Here is a 16,084-nt window from a genome sequence, read left to right as displayed (position 1 = left end):
CCCCTTACTTGGCTGCGCGCTCTTTGGCGATCAACTGGTCGGCAACGTTCAGGGTCGCTTCAGGACCGCCGGTGGAGCCCAGGTCAAAGCGGTATTTGCCGTTGACGATCAGGGTTGGAACGCCTTGCACGCCATATTTTTGCGCAAGTTCCTTGGCCTGCTTGATCTGGCCCTGGATGGCAAAGGAGTTGAAAGTGGCGAGGAACTTGTCCTTGTCCACGCCTTGGGTGGCGAGGAAATCGGCCATTTGATCAGGCTTGGTCAGCGGCTTGCGATCCTTCTGGATCGCTTCGAACACTGCGTTGTGGACCTTATGCTCCACGCCCATGGCTTCCAGGGTCAGGAACATCTGGCCGTGGGCATCCCAAGGACCGCCGAACATGGCAGGGATACGCTTGAAGTTCACATCCGACGGCAGCTTCTCGGCCCAGGGATTGATGGTTGGCTCAAAGGAATAGCAATGCGGGCAGCCATACCAGAACAGCTCTACGACTTCGATCTTGCCTGGCACGGAAACCGGCACAGGATTGGCCAATTCAACATAGGTCTTACCCGCTTCAAGCGGCACGTCGGCAGCTTGTGCGGTCATGCCGAACAGGCTGGCAGTGACGAGAGCGGCGCTGAGGATCAGATTACGCATGCTTTACTCCTGGACAAATAAAGTCGCCTCGCGCGACCTTTTTTATGACAGGTCTACACGGGCATGAGTTCGTTAGTGTAACGGTAGCGGCCACAAAAAAGGGCGGCCTGAGCCACCCTTTTTATGCTTGCATCGACGGATTAATCGAGCGTTAACGTTGCGCAGGCAACGTCAGGTCATCCGCGCCTTACTTATGCAGGCCCTGGATGTAGCTGGACACCGCCGCAATGTCTTCGTCGCTCAGCTTACGGGCGATGGTACGCATGGTCATGGCATCGCCATCGTTGGCACGACCGGCCTCTTCCTTGCGAAAATCAGTCAGTTGCTTGGCGATGTACTGGGCGTGCTGGCCACCCAGGTGCGGGAAACCGGCAGCCGCGTTACCCGAACCATCCGGGGAATGGCAACCGGTACAGGCTGGCAGGCCTTTTTCGAGGTTGCCGCCACGGAACAGTGCTTCACCACGGGCAACGATTTTTGGATCCGCCGCACCGACACTGCCGGCCTGGCTGGCGTAATACGCCGCGATATCCGCCAGGTCCTGATCACTGAGATTGGTCAGCAAGCCGGTCATTTCCAGAACCGTGCGCTTGCCGTCCTTGATGTCGTGCATCTGCTTGGTCAGGTAACGTTCACCCTGGCCCGCCAGTTTTGGAAAGTTGGGTGCCGGGCTGTTGCCATCCGGTCCATGGCAGGCACCACATACGGCGGCCTTTGTCTGGCCAGCAGTAGCGTCACCTGCAGCATGGGCAACACCAGTGATGCCCAAGGTCAACAGCAGACTCACGATCAATTTGTTCATCAGCTAATCCAATTACGGCTAAAGGTTATAGAGTTATGGACCGGGTCTACTCGCTCATCAAAAGAATGATGGCCTGGTAATCCTCGGCACGGCATTCCATGCACAAACCACGCGGCGGCATCGCCTTGAAACCCTCGGTCACGTGCTGCACCAGCGTCTCCATGCCTTGCGCCAGTCTCGGCGCCCAGGCTGCCTGGTCACCCCGCTTGGGGGCCGTTGGCAACTGTCCGGCATGGCAAGCCGCACAAACGCGGTTGTACACAGCTTCCGGATCCTGTGTAGCCTGAGCACTGTAAAGTGGTATCAGGACACCGACAGCTAGCAGCCACCTGGTCATACGTCGACCTTTTCAGGGTTTGGAAGCGTTTTGCGTTCTAATGCGCAATAAAGGTCTATCGCTCCCGTGAACTTCATCCTTCGCTGGGACAAAGCACACACAAAATCTGCGGCATTATATACTGGCGCTACTGAAACGGGAACGACACTACTTGCCGCACCCATTCCCGGCACCGCCCACATCGGAAATCCCATGCAACTCAAGAACCCCATCCTCGGTCTGTGCCAACAGTCCACCTTCATGCTCAGCGCTGCCAAAGTCGACCAATGCCCCGACGACGAAGGCTTTGAAGTGGCCTTCGCCGGGCGCTCCAACGCCGGCAAATCCAGCGCGCTCAACACCCTGACCCATGCCAGCCTGGCTCGCACCTCGAAAACCCCGGGCCGCACACAGCTCCTCAACTTCTTCAAGCTAGACGATGATCGGCGTCTGGTCGACCTGCCGGGCTACGGTTACGCAAAAGTACCTATCCCATTGAAGCTGCACTGGCAGCGTCACCTGGAAGCCTACCTGGGTGGTCGCGAGAGTTTGAAAGGGTTGATCCTGATGATGGATATCCGTCATCCAATGACCGATTTCGACCTGTTGATGCTCGATTGGGCGGTTGCCAGCGGCATGCCGATGCACATTTTGCTGACCAAGGCCGACAAGCTGACCTACGGTGCCGCCAAGAACACGTTGCTCAAAGTGCAGGCCGAAATCCGTAAAGGCTGGGGTGACGCGATTACGATCCAGCTGTTCTCGGCGCCCAAGCGCCTGGGCCTGGAAGACGCCTATACCGTGCTGGCAGGCTGGATGGAGCTGGCGGACAAAGGTGCAGAAATCGCTGAGTGACTTTGTAGCGGGCAAAAAAAATCCCGAACTTCGTATGGGGAGGGGAAGTTCGGGATCTAAGTACTCCGGACCGCTAGGGCGGGGTCCAGATATCTGCCAACACTTAACACAACATAGGAGCATTGAAGGGCTTCACCACCCATTCAGTAACTCTGAGTGACGTTTCATGGGTTAAGTTCCGGCGCCACGGAAAAACTATTGGAAATAACCTTCAGCCGTTTCCGATCTATAGGCATTGCTGCGACCTCATGCCGCAGCAATACCAAATGATCAGTGCGCTTCGTCCCAGTTATCACCCACCCCGACCTCAACCAGCAGCGGCACATCCAGCTTCGCCGCACCGCTCATGTGCTCACGAATCTTCTCGCTGACCTCATCCACCAGGTCTTCACGGACCTCGACCACCAATTCATCGTGCACCTGCAGGATGACCTTGGCGTCCAGCCCCGACTCCGTCAGCCAGTTGTCGACCTTGACCATCGCCTTCTTGATGATGTCAGCGGCAGTGCCCTGCATCGGCGCGTTGATCGCGGTACGTTCTGCGCCCGCGCGCTCCTGCGGCTTGTTGGAGTGGATGTCCGGCAGGTACAGGCGACGCCCGAACAGGGTTTCTACATAGCCCTGGTCGGAAGCCTGGGCGCGGGTGCGCTCCATGTACTCGCGCACCCCCGGGTAGCGGGCGAAGTACACATCGATATAGGCCTTGGCCGTCTTGGTATCGACGCCGATATCCTTGCCCAGCTTCTGCGCGCCCATGCCGTAGATCAGGCCGAAGTTGATCGCCTTGGCGCTGCGGCGCTGGTCGGACGTGACCTCACCCAACTCGACCTTGAACACTTCGGCCGCCGTGGCCGTGTGCACATCCAGGTTGTCGCGGAACGCGTTCAGCAAGCCCTCGTCCTTGGACAGGTGCGCCATGATCCGCAGTTCGATCTGCGAATAGTCTGCCGCCAGCAGCTTGTAGCCCTTGGGCGCGACGAATGCCTGGCGGATCCGCCGGCCTTCAGCGGTGCGCACCGGGATGTTCTGCAAGTTCGGATCACTGGACGACAAACGCCCGGTGGCCGCCACGGCCTGGTGGTAAGAGGTGTGGATGCGCCCGGTACGTGGGTTGATCTGCTCTGGCAAGCGGTCGGTGTAGGTGCTTTTGAGCTTGCTCATGCTGCGGTACTGCATCAGTACCTTAGGCAGCGGGAAGTCATCTTCAGCCAACTTGGCCAAGACTTCCTCGGCGGTCGAGGCCTGGCCCTTGCCGGTTTTCTTCAACACCGGCAGCCCGAGTTTTTCGTAGAGGATCGCCCCCAACTGCTTGGGTGAACCAAGGTTGAACTCCTCGCCGGCGATCTCGTATGCCTGGCGCTCCAGTTCCACCATCTTGTTGCCCAGCTCGATGCTTTGCACGCCCAGCAGCGCGGCATCCACCAGGGCGCCCTGGCGCTCGATCCGCGCCAGCACCGGCACCAACGGCATCTCGATATCCGTCAGTACATTGGCCAGGCTCGGCAGCGCCGCAAGTTGTGCGTGCAATGCCAGGTGCAGGCGCAGGGTCACATCGGCATCTTCGGCAGCGTAGGGGCCTGCCTGTTCCAGGGGAATCTGGTCAAAGGTCAGTTGCTTGGCGCCTTTGCCGGCAATGTCCTGGAAGCTGACGGTGTCATGCTCCAGGTACTTCTTGGCCAGGCTGTCCATGTCGTGGCGGGTCGCGGTGGAGTTCAGCACGTAGGATTCGAGCATGGTGTCGAAGGCGATGCCGCGCACGGTGATGCCCTGCGCCGGGTCGCCGCCGATGGCGCAATTGGCCAGGATGTTCATGTCGAACTTGGCGTGCTGGCCCACCTTGAGCTTTTGCGGGTCTTCCAGCAGCGGCTTCAAGGCCAGCAGTACTGTATCGCGGTCCAGTTGCTCGGGTACGCCGATGTAGGAGTGGGTCAGCGGGATGTAGGCCGCTTCATTGGCCTGTACGGCGAACGAAACCCCTACCAGTTGCGCCTGCTGGGCATCGACGCCAGTGGTTTCGGTATCGAAGGCAAACAGCTTCGCGTCATTGAGCTTCTTCAGCCAGACGTCAAAGCGGGCCTGGTCGAGGATGGTTTCGTACTGCGCTTCGACCGGGGCCTGCGTCTCTGCGGCCTCAGGCTCAGTCGAAGGCTGCACCGGCGCTACGTCGGCAGCCGCTTTAAGCTCGACCCGCTTGGCATCGCGCTGAATCTCATCGATCCAGCTCTTGAACTCCAGCAGGGTGTACAGCTCCAGCAGCTTTTCACGATCAGGCTCGATCAAGTGCAAGTCTTCCAGGCCAACCTCCAGTGGCACGTCGACCTTGATGGTCGCCAACTGGTAGGACAGGAATGCCATCTCTTTGTGTTCTTCCAACTTGGCCGGCAGGGTCTTGGCCCCACGGATCGGCAAGGTCGGGACAATGTCGAGCTGCTCGTAAAGCTCTTTCAGGCCGCCGTTCACACCCACCAGCAAGCCCGAAGCAGTCTTAGGACCAATCCCCGGAACGCCCGGAATGTTGTCGGAGGAATCGCCCATCAGCGCCAGATAATCGATGATCTGCTCGGGAGCGACGCCGAATTTCTCCTTAACGCCTTCGATGTCCATCGCACTACCGGTCATGGTGTTGACCAAGGTAATGTGCCCGTCGACCAGTTGCGCCATGTCCTTGTCGCCGGTAGAGATCACCACCGGGCGGTCAGCGGCCGCGCTGCTGCGGGCCAGGGTGCCGATCACGTCGTCCGCTTCAACGCCTTCGACGCACAGCAGCGGGAAGCCCAGGGCGATCACGCTCTGGTGCAGCGGCTCGATCTGCACGCGCATGTCATCGGGCATGCTCGGGCGGTTGGCCTTGTATTCGGCGTACATGTCATCGCGAAATGTCCCGCCCTTGGCGTCGAACACCACTGCGAACGGGCTGCCCGGGTACTGCTTGCGCAGGCTTTTGAGCATGTTCAACACGCCCTTGACCGCGCCGGTCGGCAGGCCTTTGGACGTGGTCAGCGGCGGCAGCGCGTGGAAGGCACGGTACAGATATGAAGAACCGTCCACCAGGACGAGGGGGGCTTGGCTCATGAGCAGGATCAACCTTTTCGGCGGGTCAGGCGCTAGAATAGCCGGACCAATGACAACAAAGGGACAAGGTTATCATGCGTACATTCAATCGCCTGCTGTTGACCGGCTTGATTGCACTCGCTCCGATGGCTGCCATGGCGGCAGACGACGCTCCCTCGGGGGATCCGCAAGTCACCATTCGCACGGAAGGCGACAAGACCATCCAGGAATACCGCCAAAATGGCTTCCTGTATGCAATCAAGGTAACCCCGAAAGGCGCGCCCCCGTATTTCCTGGTGCGCGCGGACGGAACCGATGCGAACTTCATCCGCTCGGACCAGCCGGATATGCTGATCCCGTCATGGAAGATCTTCGAATGGAAATGATTTCTTAATTTTAATCGGCGCCGCGGCCCGCGGCGCCCGTACTGGCAGTTTTAACCATGTCTGTGTTCACCCCCCTGGCTCGGCCCGAGCTGGAAACCTTTCTCGCCCCTTATGGGCTCGGCCGCCTGCTCGATTTCCAGGGGATTGCCGCGGGTAGCGAAAACACCAACTTCTTTATCAGCCTGGAGCAGGGCGAATTTGTCCTGACCCTGGTTGAGCGCGGCCCCGTGGACGAAATGCCGTTCTTCATCGAACTGCTGGACGTACTCCACGACGCCGACCTGCCGGTGCCTTACGCCCTGCGCACCACCGACGGCGTGGCCCTGCGCGAATTGGCAGGCAAGCCGGCGCTGCTGCAACCGCGCCTGGCGGGCAAGCACATCCAGGACGCCAACGCCCAGCATTGCGTGCAAGTGGGTGAACTGCTCGCTCACCTGCACCTGGCCACCCAGGGCGACAAGGTGCTGGAACGCAAGACCGATCGCGGGCTCGATTGGATGCTCAATGAAGGCGCGCAACTGATCTCGCACCTCGACGCAGAGCAACAGCACCTGCTGCAAGCGGCCCTGGATGAAATCCAGCAACACAAGGCACACATCCTCACGCTGCCCCGCGCCAACATCCACGCTGACCTGTTTCGTGACAACGCGATGTTCGAAGGCACTCACCTGACCGGGTTGATCGACTTCTACAACGCCTGTTCCGGGCCGATGCTGTACGACGTGGCAATCGCCCTGAATGACTGGTGCTCGGACGCTGACGGCGTGATTGATGGCCACCGCGCCCGCGCGCTGCTGGGGGCGTATGCAGCACTGCGACCGTTCAGCGCCAGGGAAGCCGAGCTGTGGCCGACAATGTTGCGGGTCGCGTGTGTGCGGTTCTGGCTGTCACGCCTGATTGCGGCAGAGTCGTTTGCCGGGCAGGACGTGTTGATTCACGACCCACGGGAGCTCCAGCAGCGGTTGGAGCAGCGCCAGCAGGTCACGCTCCAACTGCCGCTCGCCCTCTAAATGTGGGAGCGGGCTTGCTCGCGAATGCGGTGTGTCAGCCAAGTAGCGGGTGACTGACACACCGCATTCGCGAGCAAGCCCGCTCCCACATTGGTTTGGCGCTGTGCCTACAGTGACTCCAGGCACCCTGCCAAATCATTGCCCAGCTTCTCCAGCAACTGCTCATAGCCTTGAGCGGTGGCCGGGGTGTAGCCGCCCAACGCATCCAACTCCGCCAGTTTCACCGGCAGGCCCGCCACCAGGGTCTCAGCCAGGCGCGGGCGCAATGGCGGCTCGCTGAACACACAAGTCTTGCCTACTTCCTGCAGGCGCGTGCGCATCGCCGCCACATGCTGGGCGCCGGGTTGCACCTCGGCGGCCACGCTGAATACACCGGTGTGCTTGAGGCCATAGGTGTCTTCAAAGTAATCGAAGGCTTCGTGGAACACGAAGTAAGGCTTGCCGGCGATCCCCGCCAGGCGCGCCTTGAGACGCATATCCAAGGCATCCAGGCGGCCGTCGAAGGCTTGCAGGTTGCTCTGGTAGCGCGCTGCGTTGGCCGGATCGGCCACGCTCAAGTCCGCCGCCATTTTCGCCGCAATCACCCGCGCATTGACCGGCGACAACCACAAGTGAGCATCCAGGCTGCCCGGGCGATGGTCGTGATCATGCTCGTCGGCTTCTTCGGCGTGGGAGTGGTTATCTTCGGCGAAATGCCGCAATTTCAGACCCGGCAGCTCCTGCACCGCAACGGTCGGCAAGCTGCGGCCCTTGAGCACGCGTGGCAGAAAGCCTTCCATGTCGGGCCCGATCCAATACAGCAGTTCCACCGATTGCACACGCCGTACGTCGGAAGGGCGCAGCGCATAGTTATGCGGCGACGCTCCCGGCGGCAGCAAAACCTCTGGAACCGCCACGCCGTCCTGCACTGCGGCGGCAATCAACTGCAATGGCTTGATGCTGGTCAGCACCCGAACCTCAGCCTGAGCAGCACCGATGACGAACAAACTGGTGACAAATACGACAAAAACGGGAAAAAGTCGGGACACGATGAGCACTCAAGGCGGCAGGAACGGGTAACATAATAACGTCTCTCACAAATATCTGTCGCCGCTCATGCCTAAAACACCGCTTGCCAGCCGTCCCCACGACCACTCTCACTGCGTCCACAACGCACTGTCAGAGGCCGACGCCCTGTGCGCACGCCAAGGCCTGCGCCTGACGGCCCTGCGCCGGCGGGTGCTGGAGCTGGTGTGGCAGAGCCACAAACCGCTGGGTGCCTACGACATTCTCGGCGTGCTCAGCGAGCAGGACGGCCGCCGCGCCGCGCCGCCGACGGTGTACCGTGCGCTGGACTTCCTGCTGGAAAACGGCCTGGTGCACCGCATCGCCTCGTTGAACGCCTTTGTCGGCTGCAATCACCCGGAGCATGCGCACCAGGGCCAGTTCCTGATCTGCCGTGAATGCCACGCCGCCATCGAGCTTGAACAAAAAAGCATCAGCGACGCGATTATCAAGAGCGCCAGCGATGTGGGCTTTCGGGTCGAAGGGCAGACCGTCGAAGTGGTGGGTATCTGCTCGGGCTGCCAGGGGGCTTGATGAGCACTGCGCTAATCCGCCTGGAGCAGGTCGGGGTCTCGTTCGCCGGCCAGAACGTGCTGGACAACATTCACCTGAGCGTCGAGCCAGGGCAGATCGTGACCCTGATCGGCCCCAATGGCGCCGGCAAGACCACTCTGGTGCGTGCGGTATTGGGCCTGCTCAAGCCCGACAGCGGCAGTGTCTGGCGCAAGCCCAGGCTGCGCATCGGCTACATGCCGCAAAAACTGCACGTCGACCCGACTTTACCGTTGTCGGTGCTGCGCTTCCTGCGCCTGGTGCCTGGCGTGGATCGCGCCCGGGCCCTGGCCGCGCTCAAGGAAGTCGGCGCCGAACAGGTAATCGACAGCCCGGTGCAAAGCATCTCCGGCGGTGAAATGCAGCGTGTCCTGCTGGCGCGCGCCCTGTTGCGCGAACCTGAGCTGCTGGTACTCGACGAACCCGTGCAGGGCGTCGACGTCGCCGGCCAGGCCGAGCTGTACAGCCTGATCACCCGCCTGCGCGACCGTCATGGCTGCGGCGTGCTGATGGTGTCCCACGACTTGCACCTGGTAATGAGCACCACTGACCAGGTGGTGTGCCTCAATCGCCACGTCTGCTGCTCCGGCCACCCGGAGCAGGTCAGCGGCGACCCGGCCTTCGTCGAGCTGTTTGGCAAGAATGCCCAGAGCCTGGCGATTTATCACCACCATCACGACCATGCCCATGACCTGCATGGCGCCGTGGTTGCCGATCCGACCGCCCCTCATACCCACGTCCACGGAGATAGCTGCAAGCATGGCTGATTTTCTGCTCTACGCCCTGCTTGCAGGCTTGGCTTTGGCGCTGGTGGCGGGCCCGCTGGGTTCGTTCGTGGTCTGGCGGCGCATGGCCTACTTTGGCGACACCTTGTCCCACGCGGCCCTGCTCGGCGTAGCCCTGGGCTTCTTGCTGGACGTCAGCCCGACCATCGCCGTGACCGTTGGCTGCCTGCTGCTCGCCGTGCTGTTGGTGACCCTGCAACAGCGCCAGCCCCTGGCTTCGGACACCCTGCTGGGGATCCTCGCGCCCAGCACGCTGTCCCTGGGCCTGGTAGTCCTGAGCTTTATGCACGAAGTGCGTATCGACCTGATGGCCTATCTGTTCGGCGACCTGCTGGCGATCAGCCCCACAGACCTGGCCTGGATTCTCGGCGGCAGCACAGCGGTATTGATCCTACTGGTGGCCCTGTGGCGCCCGCTGCTGGCAATTACCGTCCACGAACAACTGGCCACCGTCGAAGGCTTGCCCGTGCCAGCACTGCGCATGACCCTGATGCTGCTGATTGCCGTGGTGATTGCTGTCGCAATGAAGATTGTCGGCGTATTGTTGATCACGTCGCTATTGATCATCCCCGCCGCCGCCGCCCAGCGTCATGCACGCTCGCCGGAACAGATGGCGGTCGGCGCCAGTCTGCTGGGGATGCTTGCCGTGTGTGGCGGCCTGGCGCTGTCCTGGTTCAAGGACACCCCGGCCGGGCCGTCGATTGTGGTCACGGCCGCCGCACTGTTTCTGCTGAGTTTTGTCCTGCCCCGTCGAGGGGTGTAGACTTGCTCGCTTTTTGCGCAATTAGAGAGTCGCAGGAATGAAGCCGTTCACCTCCCGTTATCTGCTCCTTGCCGCATTTTCCCTGCTGCTGGGCGCCTGCCAAAGCACCCCGCCCGTCGCCCCCGAGGTTCCGGATGCGCGCGCTGCGGCCATTGCACAACTGGAACAAAACCTGGCCAGCAGCGAGCTGGCCACCGCCGAGGACCAACTGGCTGCGTTGCAGGCCCAGTCGCCCGACGACCCGGCCCTGGAGCCTTATCAGCGTCAGTTGGCCGAAGCCTATTTGCAGCGCAGCCAGATCGTCCTGCAAAAAGGTGATGTCAACGCCGCCGCCACCGCCCTGAGCCGCGCCCGCGCCTTGATGCCCAAGGCGCCAGCGCTGACGGGTGGGGTCAACAGCGCCATCGCCCACGCACGCAAGGCCGAGCTGGATAAAGCCGAAGCCGCCCTCAAGGCCGCCGAAGCCAAGCCACCGGCCAAGGTCATCGACCCCACTGCCGAGAGCACCACGGTTGCGCTGAACCTCACGGATATTCAGGAGTTGCGCCATCAACTGGATGCCATCGCCACCGATGTGGTGAATTACCAGTGTGATGTGAGCATCCAGGTGCCGCGCACCCAGGATTACCCGTGGCTGAACACGCTGCTGAGCAAACGAGTGAAGCGGATAGATTCAGGGTATGACCTGAAGATTCACCGGCAGATCCTCAAGCATATTCCGGCGCAGGTTGTACTGATTCCGCGTAAAGCCGACTGACGCCAATCGCGGGCAAGCCCGCTCCCACATTGGAATACATTTCAAATGTGGGAGCGGGCTTGCCCGCGATGGCGCCCTATCAAACAACCAAAAACTTAAGCCGGAACCGCCTTGGCCCGAGGCTCGCGTTCCCAAACCCGATGCTGGGCAATTGCCGCAATAAACGCCTTCAACGCCTTGGCATCCCCGCCAACAATCAAGCCCGCATCCGCCTCCAGCTTCAACACCGCCAACAACTGCTTCGCCTCACCGGCCAAGGCAATCGCCTTCAAATGCTTGTAGGCCTCCAGCAGGTAGTGCAACGCCACACCATCACCGCTCAACGTCTGGATCGACTTCGCCCCACCCGGCACAAACACTGCGTCGAACGCGACCGACGGCAAGCCTTCCATCGAAGCATCCACCGCCAGGCTCTTGCCATCTGCGGTGGTCACCGGCGCCGAGGTCGGCCCCAGCAATTTGGCATGGGCACCTTGCGCGGCCAGCGCCTTTTTCAACGCTGCGATGGCTGCACCATCAACACCATTGGCCGCCAGGATCGCCACCTTGCGCGTCTTGATGCCCCCTGGCAGCAGGTTGGCCTGGCTCAAGGCCGGCGAGCGCTCTGGCGCAGTCTTGCGCACCGGCACGGTGCCTTTTTTCGGCGCCGACAGGCCCAGGTTCTGCGCCACGCGCTTGGCCAGCTCCAGGTCGATGTTGGCCAAGATCTCGTTGACCTGGCGCGCCCGGATAAACTCACGCTCGACCTTGCCCAGCTCAAAGCTGTAGGCCGCGATGATGTGCTCCTGCTCGTGCTTGCTCATGCTGTTGAAAAACAGGCGCGCCTGGGAGAAGTGATCGCTGAACGACTCACTGCGCTCACGGATTTTGTGCGCGTCGATGCGCTCCGGGTAAGATTCGAAACCGCCGTCCTGCGCGGCCGGAGGCGTTTCCTTCGGCCAGCCGCCGTCAATGGAGTTCGGCTCGTAAGCCGCACGGCCTTTGTCGATGGTGCTGCGGTGCATGGCATCGCGCTGGTTGTTATGCAGTGGCGTCACCGGCTGGTTGATCGGCAACTGGTGAAAGTTCGGCCCACCTAGACGGCTGATCTGCGTGTCGGTGTAGGAAAACAACCGACCTTGCAGCAGTGGGTCATTGGAGAAGTCGATACCCGGCACGATATGGCCTGGGCAGAAGGCGACCTGCTCGACTTCCGCGAAGAAGTTATCCGGGTTGCGGTTGAGCACCATCTTGCCCAACGGGGTGATGGGCACCAATTCTTCGGGAATCAGCTTGGTCGGGTCGAGGATATCGAAGTCGAAGGCATGCTCTTTATCCTCGGGAATAATCTGCACCCCCAGTTCCCACTCCGGGTAATCGCCCATCTCGATGGCGTCCCACAGGTCGCGACGGTGGAAATCGGTATCTTTGCCCGCCAGTTTCTGCGCTTCGTCCCACACCAGGGAACAGGTGCCCGCCGTCGGCCGCCAGTGGAATTTGACGAATTTGGACTTACCCTCGGCATTGACCAGGCGGAACGTATGAACACCAAAACCCTGCATGCTGCGCAGGCTCTTTGGGATGGCGCGGTCGGACATCGCCCAGATCACCATGTGCGCCGATTCCGGCTGCAGCGAGACAAAATCCCAGAACGTGTCGTGGGCCGAGCCGCCGGTAGGAATTTCGTTGTGCGGCTCAGGTTTTACCGCATGCACGAAGTCAGGAAACTTAATCGCGTCCTGAATGAAAAATACCGGCATGTTGTTGCCCACTAGGTCGAAGTTGCCTTCTTCGGTGAAGAACTTCACGGCAAAACCACGCACGTCACGCACCGTATCGCCCGAACCACGTGGGCCCTGCACCGTGGAAAAACGCGTGAACACCGGGGTTTTATGGCCAGGGTCACGCAAAAAACCCGCCTTGGTCAGCGCCGAGTGGTTTTCATAGGTCTGGAAGTAGCCATGGGCGCCAGTGCCGCGGGCGTGCACGATGCGCTCCGGAATACGCTCATGGTCAAAGTGCGTGATCTTTTCACGCATGATGAAATCTTCCAGCAGCGAAGGCCCGCGAGCGCCGGCCTTCAGGCTGTTCTGGTTATCGGAGATTTTCACCCCCTGATTGGTGCGCAGCGCCTGGCCAGTGGCGTCGGAACGGAGTTTTTCCAGGCTTTGCAGCTTGGCATTGGTGTTGCCACGGTCCAGGGTATCGGTGCCGGCAAGCTCGCTCTTGGCCGCCCTTGCGGGTTTCTTGGTACTCATCAGACAAAACTCCTCGTTTGCGTAGGCCAGAGCGGTCCCTGGCTCGTTTGAGCAAAACCCCAGGCACGGCACCTGGGAAATCGAGTTGCCTAAGTAGTGACTGACACGGTTTTTGACCGTTCCTTTTTTATGACCTTTGATCGCGTTATTGCCAAATCGCTGGTTGAATACGAAATAAATGCTAAGAAACACTAGATGGACAGGCTAAAATGCGCGCCCGGCTAACCGCTGATCCCTTTTCAATGCGCCCCACAAGGTTCGCTACGTGATCGAGTTTCATAACGTCCATAAAACCTACCGGGTCGCCGGCAAGGATATCCCCGCACTGCACCCCACCAGCCTGCGCGTCGAGAACGGCCAGGTGTTCGGCCTGATTGGCCACTCTGGTGCGGGAAAAAGTACTCTGCTGCGCCTGATAAACCGTCTGGAAGAACCTTCGGGCGGCCAGATCAAGGTCGACGGCGAAGAAGTCACCGCCCTGGATGCCAACGGCCTGCGCCGTTTCCGGCAACAGGTCGGGATGATCTTCCAGCACTTCAACCTGCTGGCCTCCAAGACCGTCGCCGACAACGTCGCGCTGCCGCTGACCCTGGCGGGCGAGTTGTCGCGCCGCGAAATCGATGCACGCGTGGCCGAACTGCTGGACCGTGTCGGCCTGGCCGACCACGCCAAGAAGTACCCGGCGCAGTTGTCCGGCGGCCAGAAGCAGCGCGTCGGCATCGCCCGCGCCCTGGCCACCAAACCCAAGATCCTGCTGTGCGACGAGGCCACCAGCGCCCTTGACCCGCAGACCACCGCCTCGGTCCTGCAACTGCTGGCCGAGATCAACCGCGAGCTGAACCTGACGATCGTGTTGATCACCCATGAAATGGACGTGATCCGCCGTGTCTGCGACCAGGTCGCGGTGATGGATGCCGGTGTGATCGTCGAGCAAGGCCCGGTGGCCCAGGTGTTCCTGCACCCCACGCACGCGACCACCAAACGGTTCGTGCAAGAAGCCGAGCAGGTCGATGAAGGCGAGCAGCGCGATGTCTTCGCCCATGTACCAGGGCGCATCGTGCGCCTGACGTTCCAGGGCGAAGCGACCTACGCGCCCCTGCTGGGTACCGTCGCCCGCGAAACAGGCGTGGACTACAGCATCCTTGCCGGTCGCATCGACCACATAAAAGATACCCCTTACGGGCAACTGACCCTGGCCATCACCGGCGGTGACATGGAAGCGGCATTCGCACGCTTTACCGCAGCCGATGTGCACATGGAGGTCCTGCGTTAATGGACGTGCTACTGCATTATTTCGACAACGTCGACTGGGCTGATATCTGGGTGGCCACCAGCGACACCATGCTGATGCTCAGCACCTCGCTGTTTTTCACCGTACTGGTGGGCCTGCCGCTGGGCATCCTGCTGTTTCTGTTCAGCCCACGCCAGTTGCTGGAGCAGAAAACCACCTATGCCGCCCTGGCCTTCGTGGTCAACGCCATCCGCTCCCTGCCGTTTATCATCCTGCTGATTGTGATGATCCCGACGACGGTGTTCCTCACCGGCACCTCGCTGGGTGTCGCCGGCGCCATTCCACCGCTGGTGGTAGGCGCTTCGACGTTCTTCGCCCGGCTGGTGGAAACCGCCCTGCGCGAGGTCGATCGCGGCATCATCGAAGCGACCCAGGCCATGGGCGCGACCACCCGGCAGATCATCACCAAGGCGCTACTGCCCGAGGCAAAGCCCGGCATCATTGCGGCAATCACCGTGACCGCCATTGCCCTGGTGGGCTACACCGCCATGGCGGGTGTGGTGGGTGCCGGTGGCCTGGGCGACCTGGCGATCCGTTATGGGTACCAGCGTTTCCAGGATGACGTGATGGTCGTCACCGTGGTGATGTTGATTGTACTGGTGCAGATTCTGCAAACCATCGGCGATAAGCTGGTGACACACTACTCTCGAAAATAACGGCCATTGCCGGCCCCCGCCGGCAGATGCCCGAACAAGGAGCTTGTTGGATGAAAAAACTACTGGTTGCTTTCGCCGCGGTTGCCGCGTTTTCCGCCCATGCCGCCGAGACCCTGACGGTCGCCGCCACACCGGTGCCGCATGCCGAGATCCTTGAATTCGTGAAGCCGGCCCTGGCCGCGCAAGGCGTGGACCTGAAGGTCAAAGTGTTCACCGACTACGTGCAGCCGAACGTACAAGTGGCCGAGAAGCGCCTGGACGCCAACTTCTTCCAGCACCAGCCGTACCTGGATGAGTTCAACAAGGCCAAGGGCACTCACCTTGTGAGTGTGGCCGGCGTGCACCTGGAACCCCTGGGCGCGTACTCCAGCAAGTACAAGACCCTGGCCGAGCTGCCAAACGGCGCCAACGTGGTCATCCCCAACGACGCCACCAACGGCGGCCGCGCGCTGTTGCTGCTGGCCAGCAAGGGCCTGATCACCTTGAAGAACCCGACCGATATCCTGTCGACCATCAAGGACATCACCGGCAACGAAAAAGGCCTGAAATTCCGCGAACTGGAAGCCGCCACCCTGCCGCGCGTGCTGACCCAGGTCGACCTGGCGCTGATCAACACCAACTACGCCCTGGAAGCCAAGCTGGATCCTGCCAAGGATGCCCTGGCGATCGAAGGCAACGACTCGCCTTACGTCAACATCCTGGTGACCCGCGAGGACAACAAGGATTCGGACGCGGTGCAGAAGCTGGTCAAAGCCCTGCACACCCCAGAAGTGAAGAAATTCATCAACGAGAAGTACAAAGGCGCGATTCTGCCGGCGTTCTGATCGAGCACTATCTCCAAAACACTGGAGATCGAATGGACTGCCCCCAAGAAGTTGGACACAAATCCAATTTCTTGGGGTGTTCACATGAGCAAGTATTCAGATCAATTCAAACTCA

General features: G+C 60.8%; 16 protein-coding genes. 10 read left to right on the top strand and 6 right to left on the bottom strand.

Annotation, left to right across the window (positions count from 1 at the left end):
- Window positions 1–4: 4 nt before the first annotated feature.
- From dsbA to KL786_RS24735, 3 genes are all read right to left on the bottom strand, one after another.
- Window positions 5–640: a thiol:disulfide interchange protein DsbA gene (gene dsbA / locus KL786_RS24745; RefSeq protein ID WP_038444850.1), complete on the bottom strand. Its 636-nt coding sequence runs from the start codon at window positions 638–640 to the stop codon at window positions 5–7.
- A 187-nt stretch (window positions 641–827) separates the two neighbouring features.
- Window positions 828–1,442: a c-type cytochrome gene (locus KL786_RS24740; protein ID WP_032862652.1), complete on the bottom strand. Its 615-nt coding sequence runs from the start codon at window positions 1,440–1,442 to the stop codon at window positions 828–830.
- Window positions 1,443–1,488: 46 nt separating this feature from the next.
- Window positions 1,489–1,779, bottom strand: coding sequence for a c-type cytochrome (locus KL786_RS24735; RefSeq protein WP_032862651.1), 291 nt, complete (start codon window positions 1,777–1,779; stop codon window positions 1,489–1,491).
- Between the two features lie 192 nt (window positions 1,780–1,971).
- On the opposite strand from KL786_RS24735, the gene yihA reads away from it, so the two are divergent.
- Window positions 1,972–2,613 (top strand): ribosome biogenesis GTP-binding protein YihA/YsxC, encoded by a 642-nt coding sequence (gene yihA / locus KL786_RS24730; RefSeq protein ID WP_065891259.1) that lies wholly within the window; start codon window positions 1,972–1,974, stop codon window positions 2,611–2,613.
- A gap of 270 nt (window positions 2,614–2,883) precedes the next feature.
- Here yihA and polA read toward each other — a convergent pair whose 3' ends face one another.
- Window positions 2,884–5,685: a DNA polymerase I gene (gene polA / locus KL786_RS24725; protein WP_215519292.1), complete on the bottom strand. Its 2,802-nt coding sequence runs from the start codon at window positions 5,683–5,685 to the stop codon at window positions 2,884–2,886.
- A 74-nt stretch (window positions 5,686–5,759) separates the two neighbouring features.
- On the opposite strand from polA, the gene KL786_RS24720 reads away from it, so the two are divergent.
- Window positions 5,760–6,050, top strand: a complete 291-nt coding sequence (locus KL786_RS24720) for a DUF2782 domain-containing protein (protein ID WP_104911281.1) — start codon at window positions 5,760–5,762, stop codon at window positions 6,048–6,050.
- 56 nt (window positions 6,051–6,106) lie between these two features.
- A complete protein-coding gene (locus KL786_RS24715; RefSeq protein ID WP_215519291.1) occupies window positions 6,107–7,060 on the top strand; it encodes a homoserine kinase in 954 nt (317 codons plus the stop codon).
- A gap of 107 nt (window positions 7,061–7,167) precedes the next feature.
- On the opposite strand, the gene KL786_RS24710 is transcribed toward KL786_RS24715, so the two are convergent.
- A complete protein-coding gene (locus KL786_RS24710; RefSeq protein WP_215519290.1) occupies window positions 7,168–8,097 on the bottom strand; it encodes a zinc ABC transporter substrate-binding protein in 930 nt (309 codons plus the stop codon).
- A 58-nt stretch (window positions 8,098–8,155) separates the two neighbouring features.
- Here KL786_RS24710 and zur point away from each other — a divergent pair, with 58 nt between their 5' ends.
- Genes zur through KL786_RS24690 form a run of 4 tightly spaced genes read left to right on the top strand, consistent with a single transcriptional unit; the run spans window position 8,156 to window position 10,961 of the window.
- Window positions 8,156–8,638, top strand: coding sequence for a zinc uptake transcriptional repressor Zur (zur, locus tag KL786_RS24705; protein ID WP_373347638.1), 483 nt, complete (start codon window positions 8,156–8,158; stop codon window positions 8,636–8,638).
- Window positions 8,638–9,423 carry a zinc ABC transporter ATP-binding protein ZnuC gene (gene znuC, locus KL786_RS24700; protein ID WP_065942455.1) on the top strand — a complete coding sequence of 262 codons (786 nt, stop codon included), beginning with the start codon at window positions 8,638–8,640 and terminating at the stop codon, window positions 9,421–9,423. The genes zur and znuC overlap by 1 nt, the downstream gene beginning before the upstream one ends.
- Window positions 9,416–10,204 carry a zinc ABC transporter permease subunit ZnuB gene (gene znuB, locus KL786_RS24695; protein ID WP_215519289.1) on the top strand — a complete coding sequence of 263 codons (789 nt, stop codon included), beginning with the start codon at window positions 9,416–9,418 and terminating at the stop codon, window positions 10,202–10,204. The genes znuC and znuB overlap by 8 nt, the downstream gene beginning before the upstream one ends.
- A gap of 37 nt (window positions 10,205–10,241) precedes the next feature.
- Complete coding sequence (locus KL786_RS24690; protein WP_215519288.1) at window positions 10,242–10,961, top strand: PA5502 family lipoprotein; 720 nt, start codon at window positions 10,242–10,244, stop codon at window positions 10,959–10,961.
- 95 nt (window positions 10,962–11,056) lie between these two features.
- Here the strand turns inward: KL786_RS24690 and katE are convergent, their stop codons facing one another.
- Window positions 11,057–13,270 carry a catalase HPII gene (gene katE / locus KL786_RS24685; RefSeq protein WP_353844684.1) on the bottom strand — a complete coding sequence of 738 codons (2,214 nt, stop codon included), beginning with the start codon at window positions 13,268–13,270 and terminating at the stop codon, window positions 11,057–11,059.
- A 193-nt stretch (window positions 13,271–13,463) separates the two neighbouring features.
- On the opposite strand from katE, the gene KL786_RS24680 reads away from it, so the two are divergent.
- From KL786_RS24680 to KL786_RS24670, 3 genes are read left to right on the top strand one after another with little or no spacing between them, the layout of a single operon-like run.
- Window positions 13,464–14,471 (top strand): methionine ABC transporter ATP-binding protein, encoded by a 1,008-nt coding sequence (locus KL786_RS24680; RefSeq protein WP_032862641.1) that lies wholly within the window; start codon window positions 13,464–13,466, stop codon window positions 14,469–14,471.
- Window positions 14,471–15,145, top strand: coding sequence for a methionine ABC transporter permease (locus KL786_RS24675; protein WP_029290333.1), 675 nt, complete (start codon window positions 14,471–14,473; stop codon window positions 15,143–15,145). The genes KL786_RS24680 and KL786_RS24675 overlap by 1 nt, the downstream gene beginning before the upstream one ends.
- A gap of 50 nt (window positions 15,146–15,195) precedes the next feature.
- Window positions 15,196–15,969 (top strand): MetQ/NlpA family ABC transporter substrate-binding protein, encoded by a 774-nt coding sequence (locus tag KL786_RS24670; RefSeq protein WP_215519287.1) that lies wholly within the window; start codon window positions 15,196–15,198, stop codon window positions 15,967–15,969.
- Window positions 15,970–16,084 lie beyond the last annotated feature (115 nt).

The sequence above is a fragment of the Pseudomonas sp. TAE6080 genome (assembly GCF_018732265.1).
In the GTDB taxonomy this organism is placed as follows: domain Bacteria; phylum Pseudomonadota; class Gammaproteobacteria; order Pseudomonadales; family Pseudomonadaceae; genus Aquipseudomonas; species Aquipseudomonas brenneri.
Note: the sequence above shows the minus strand (reverse complement) of the source record. Positions and strands in the feature narration are given on the sequence as shown.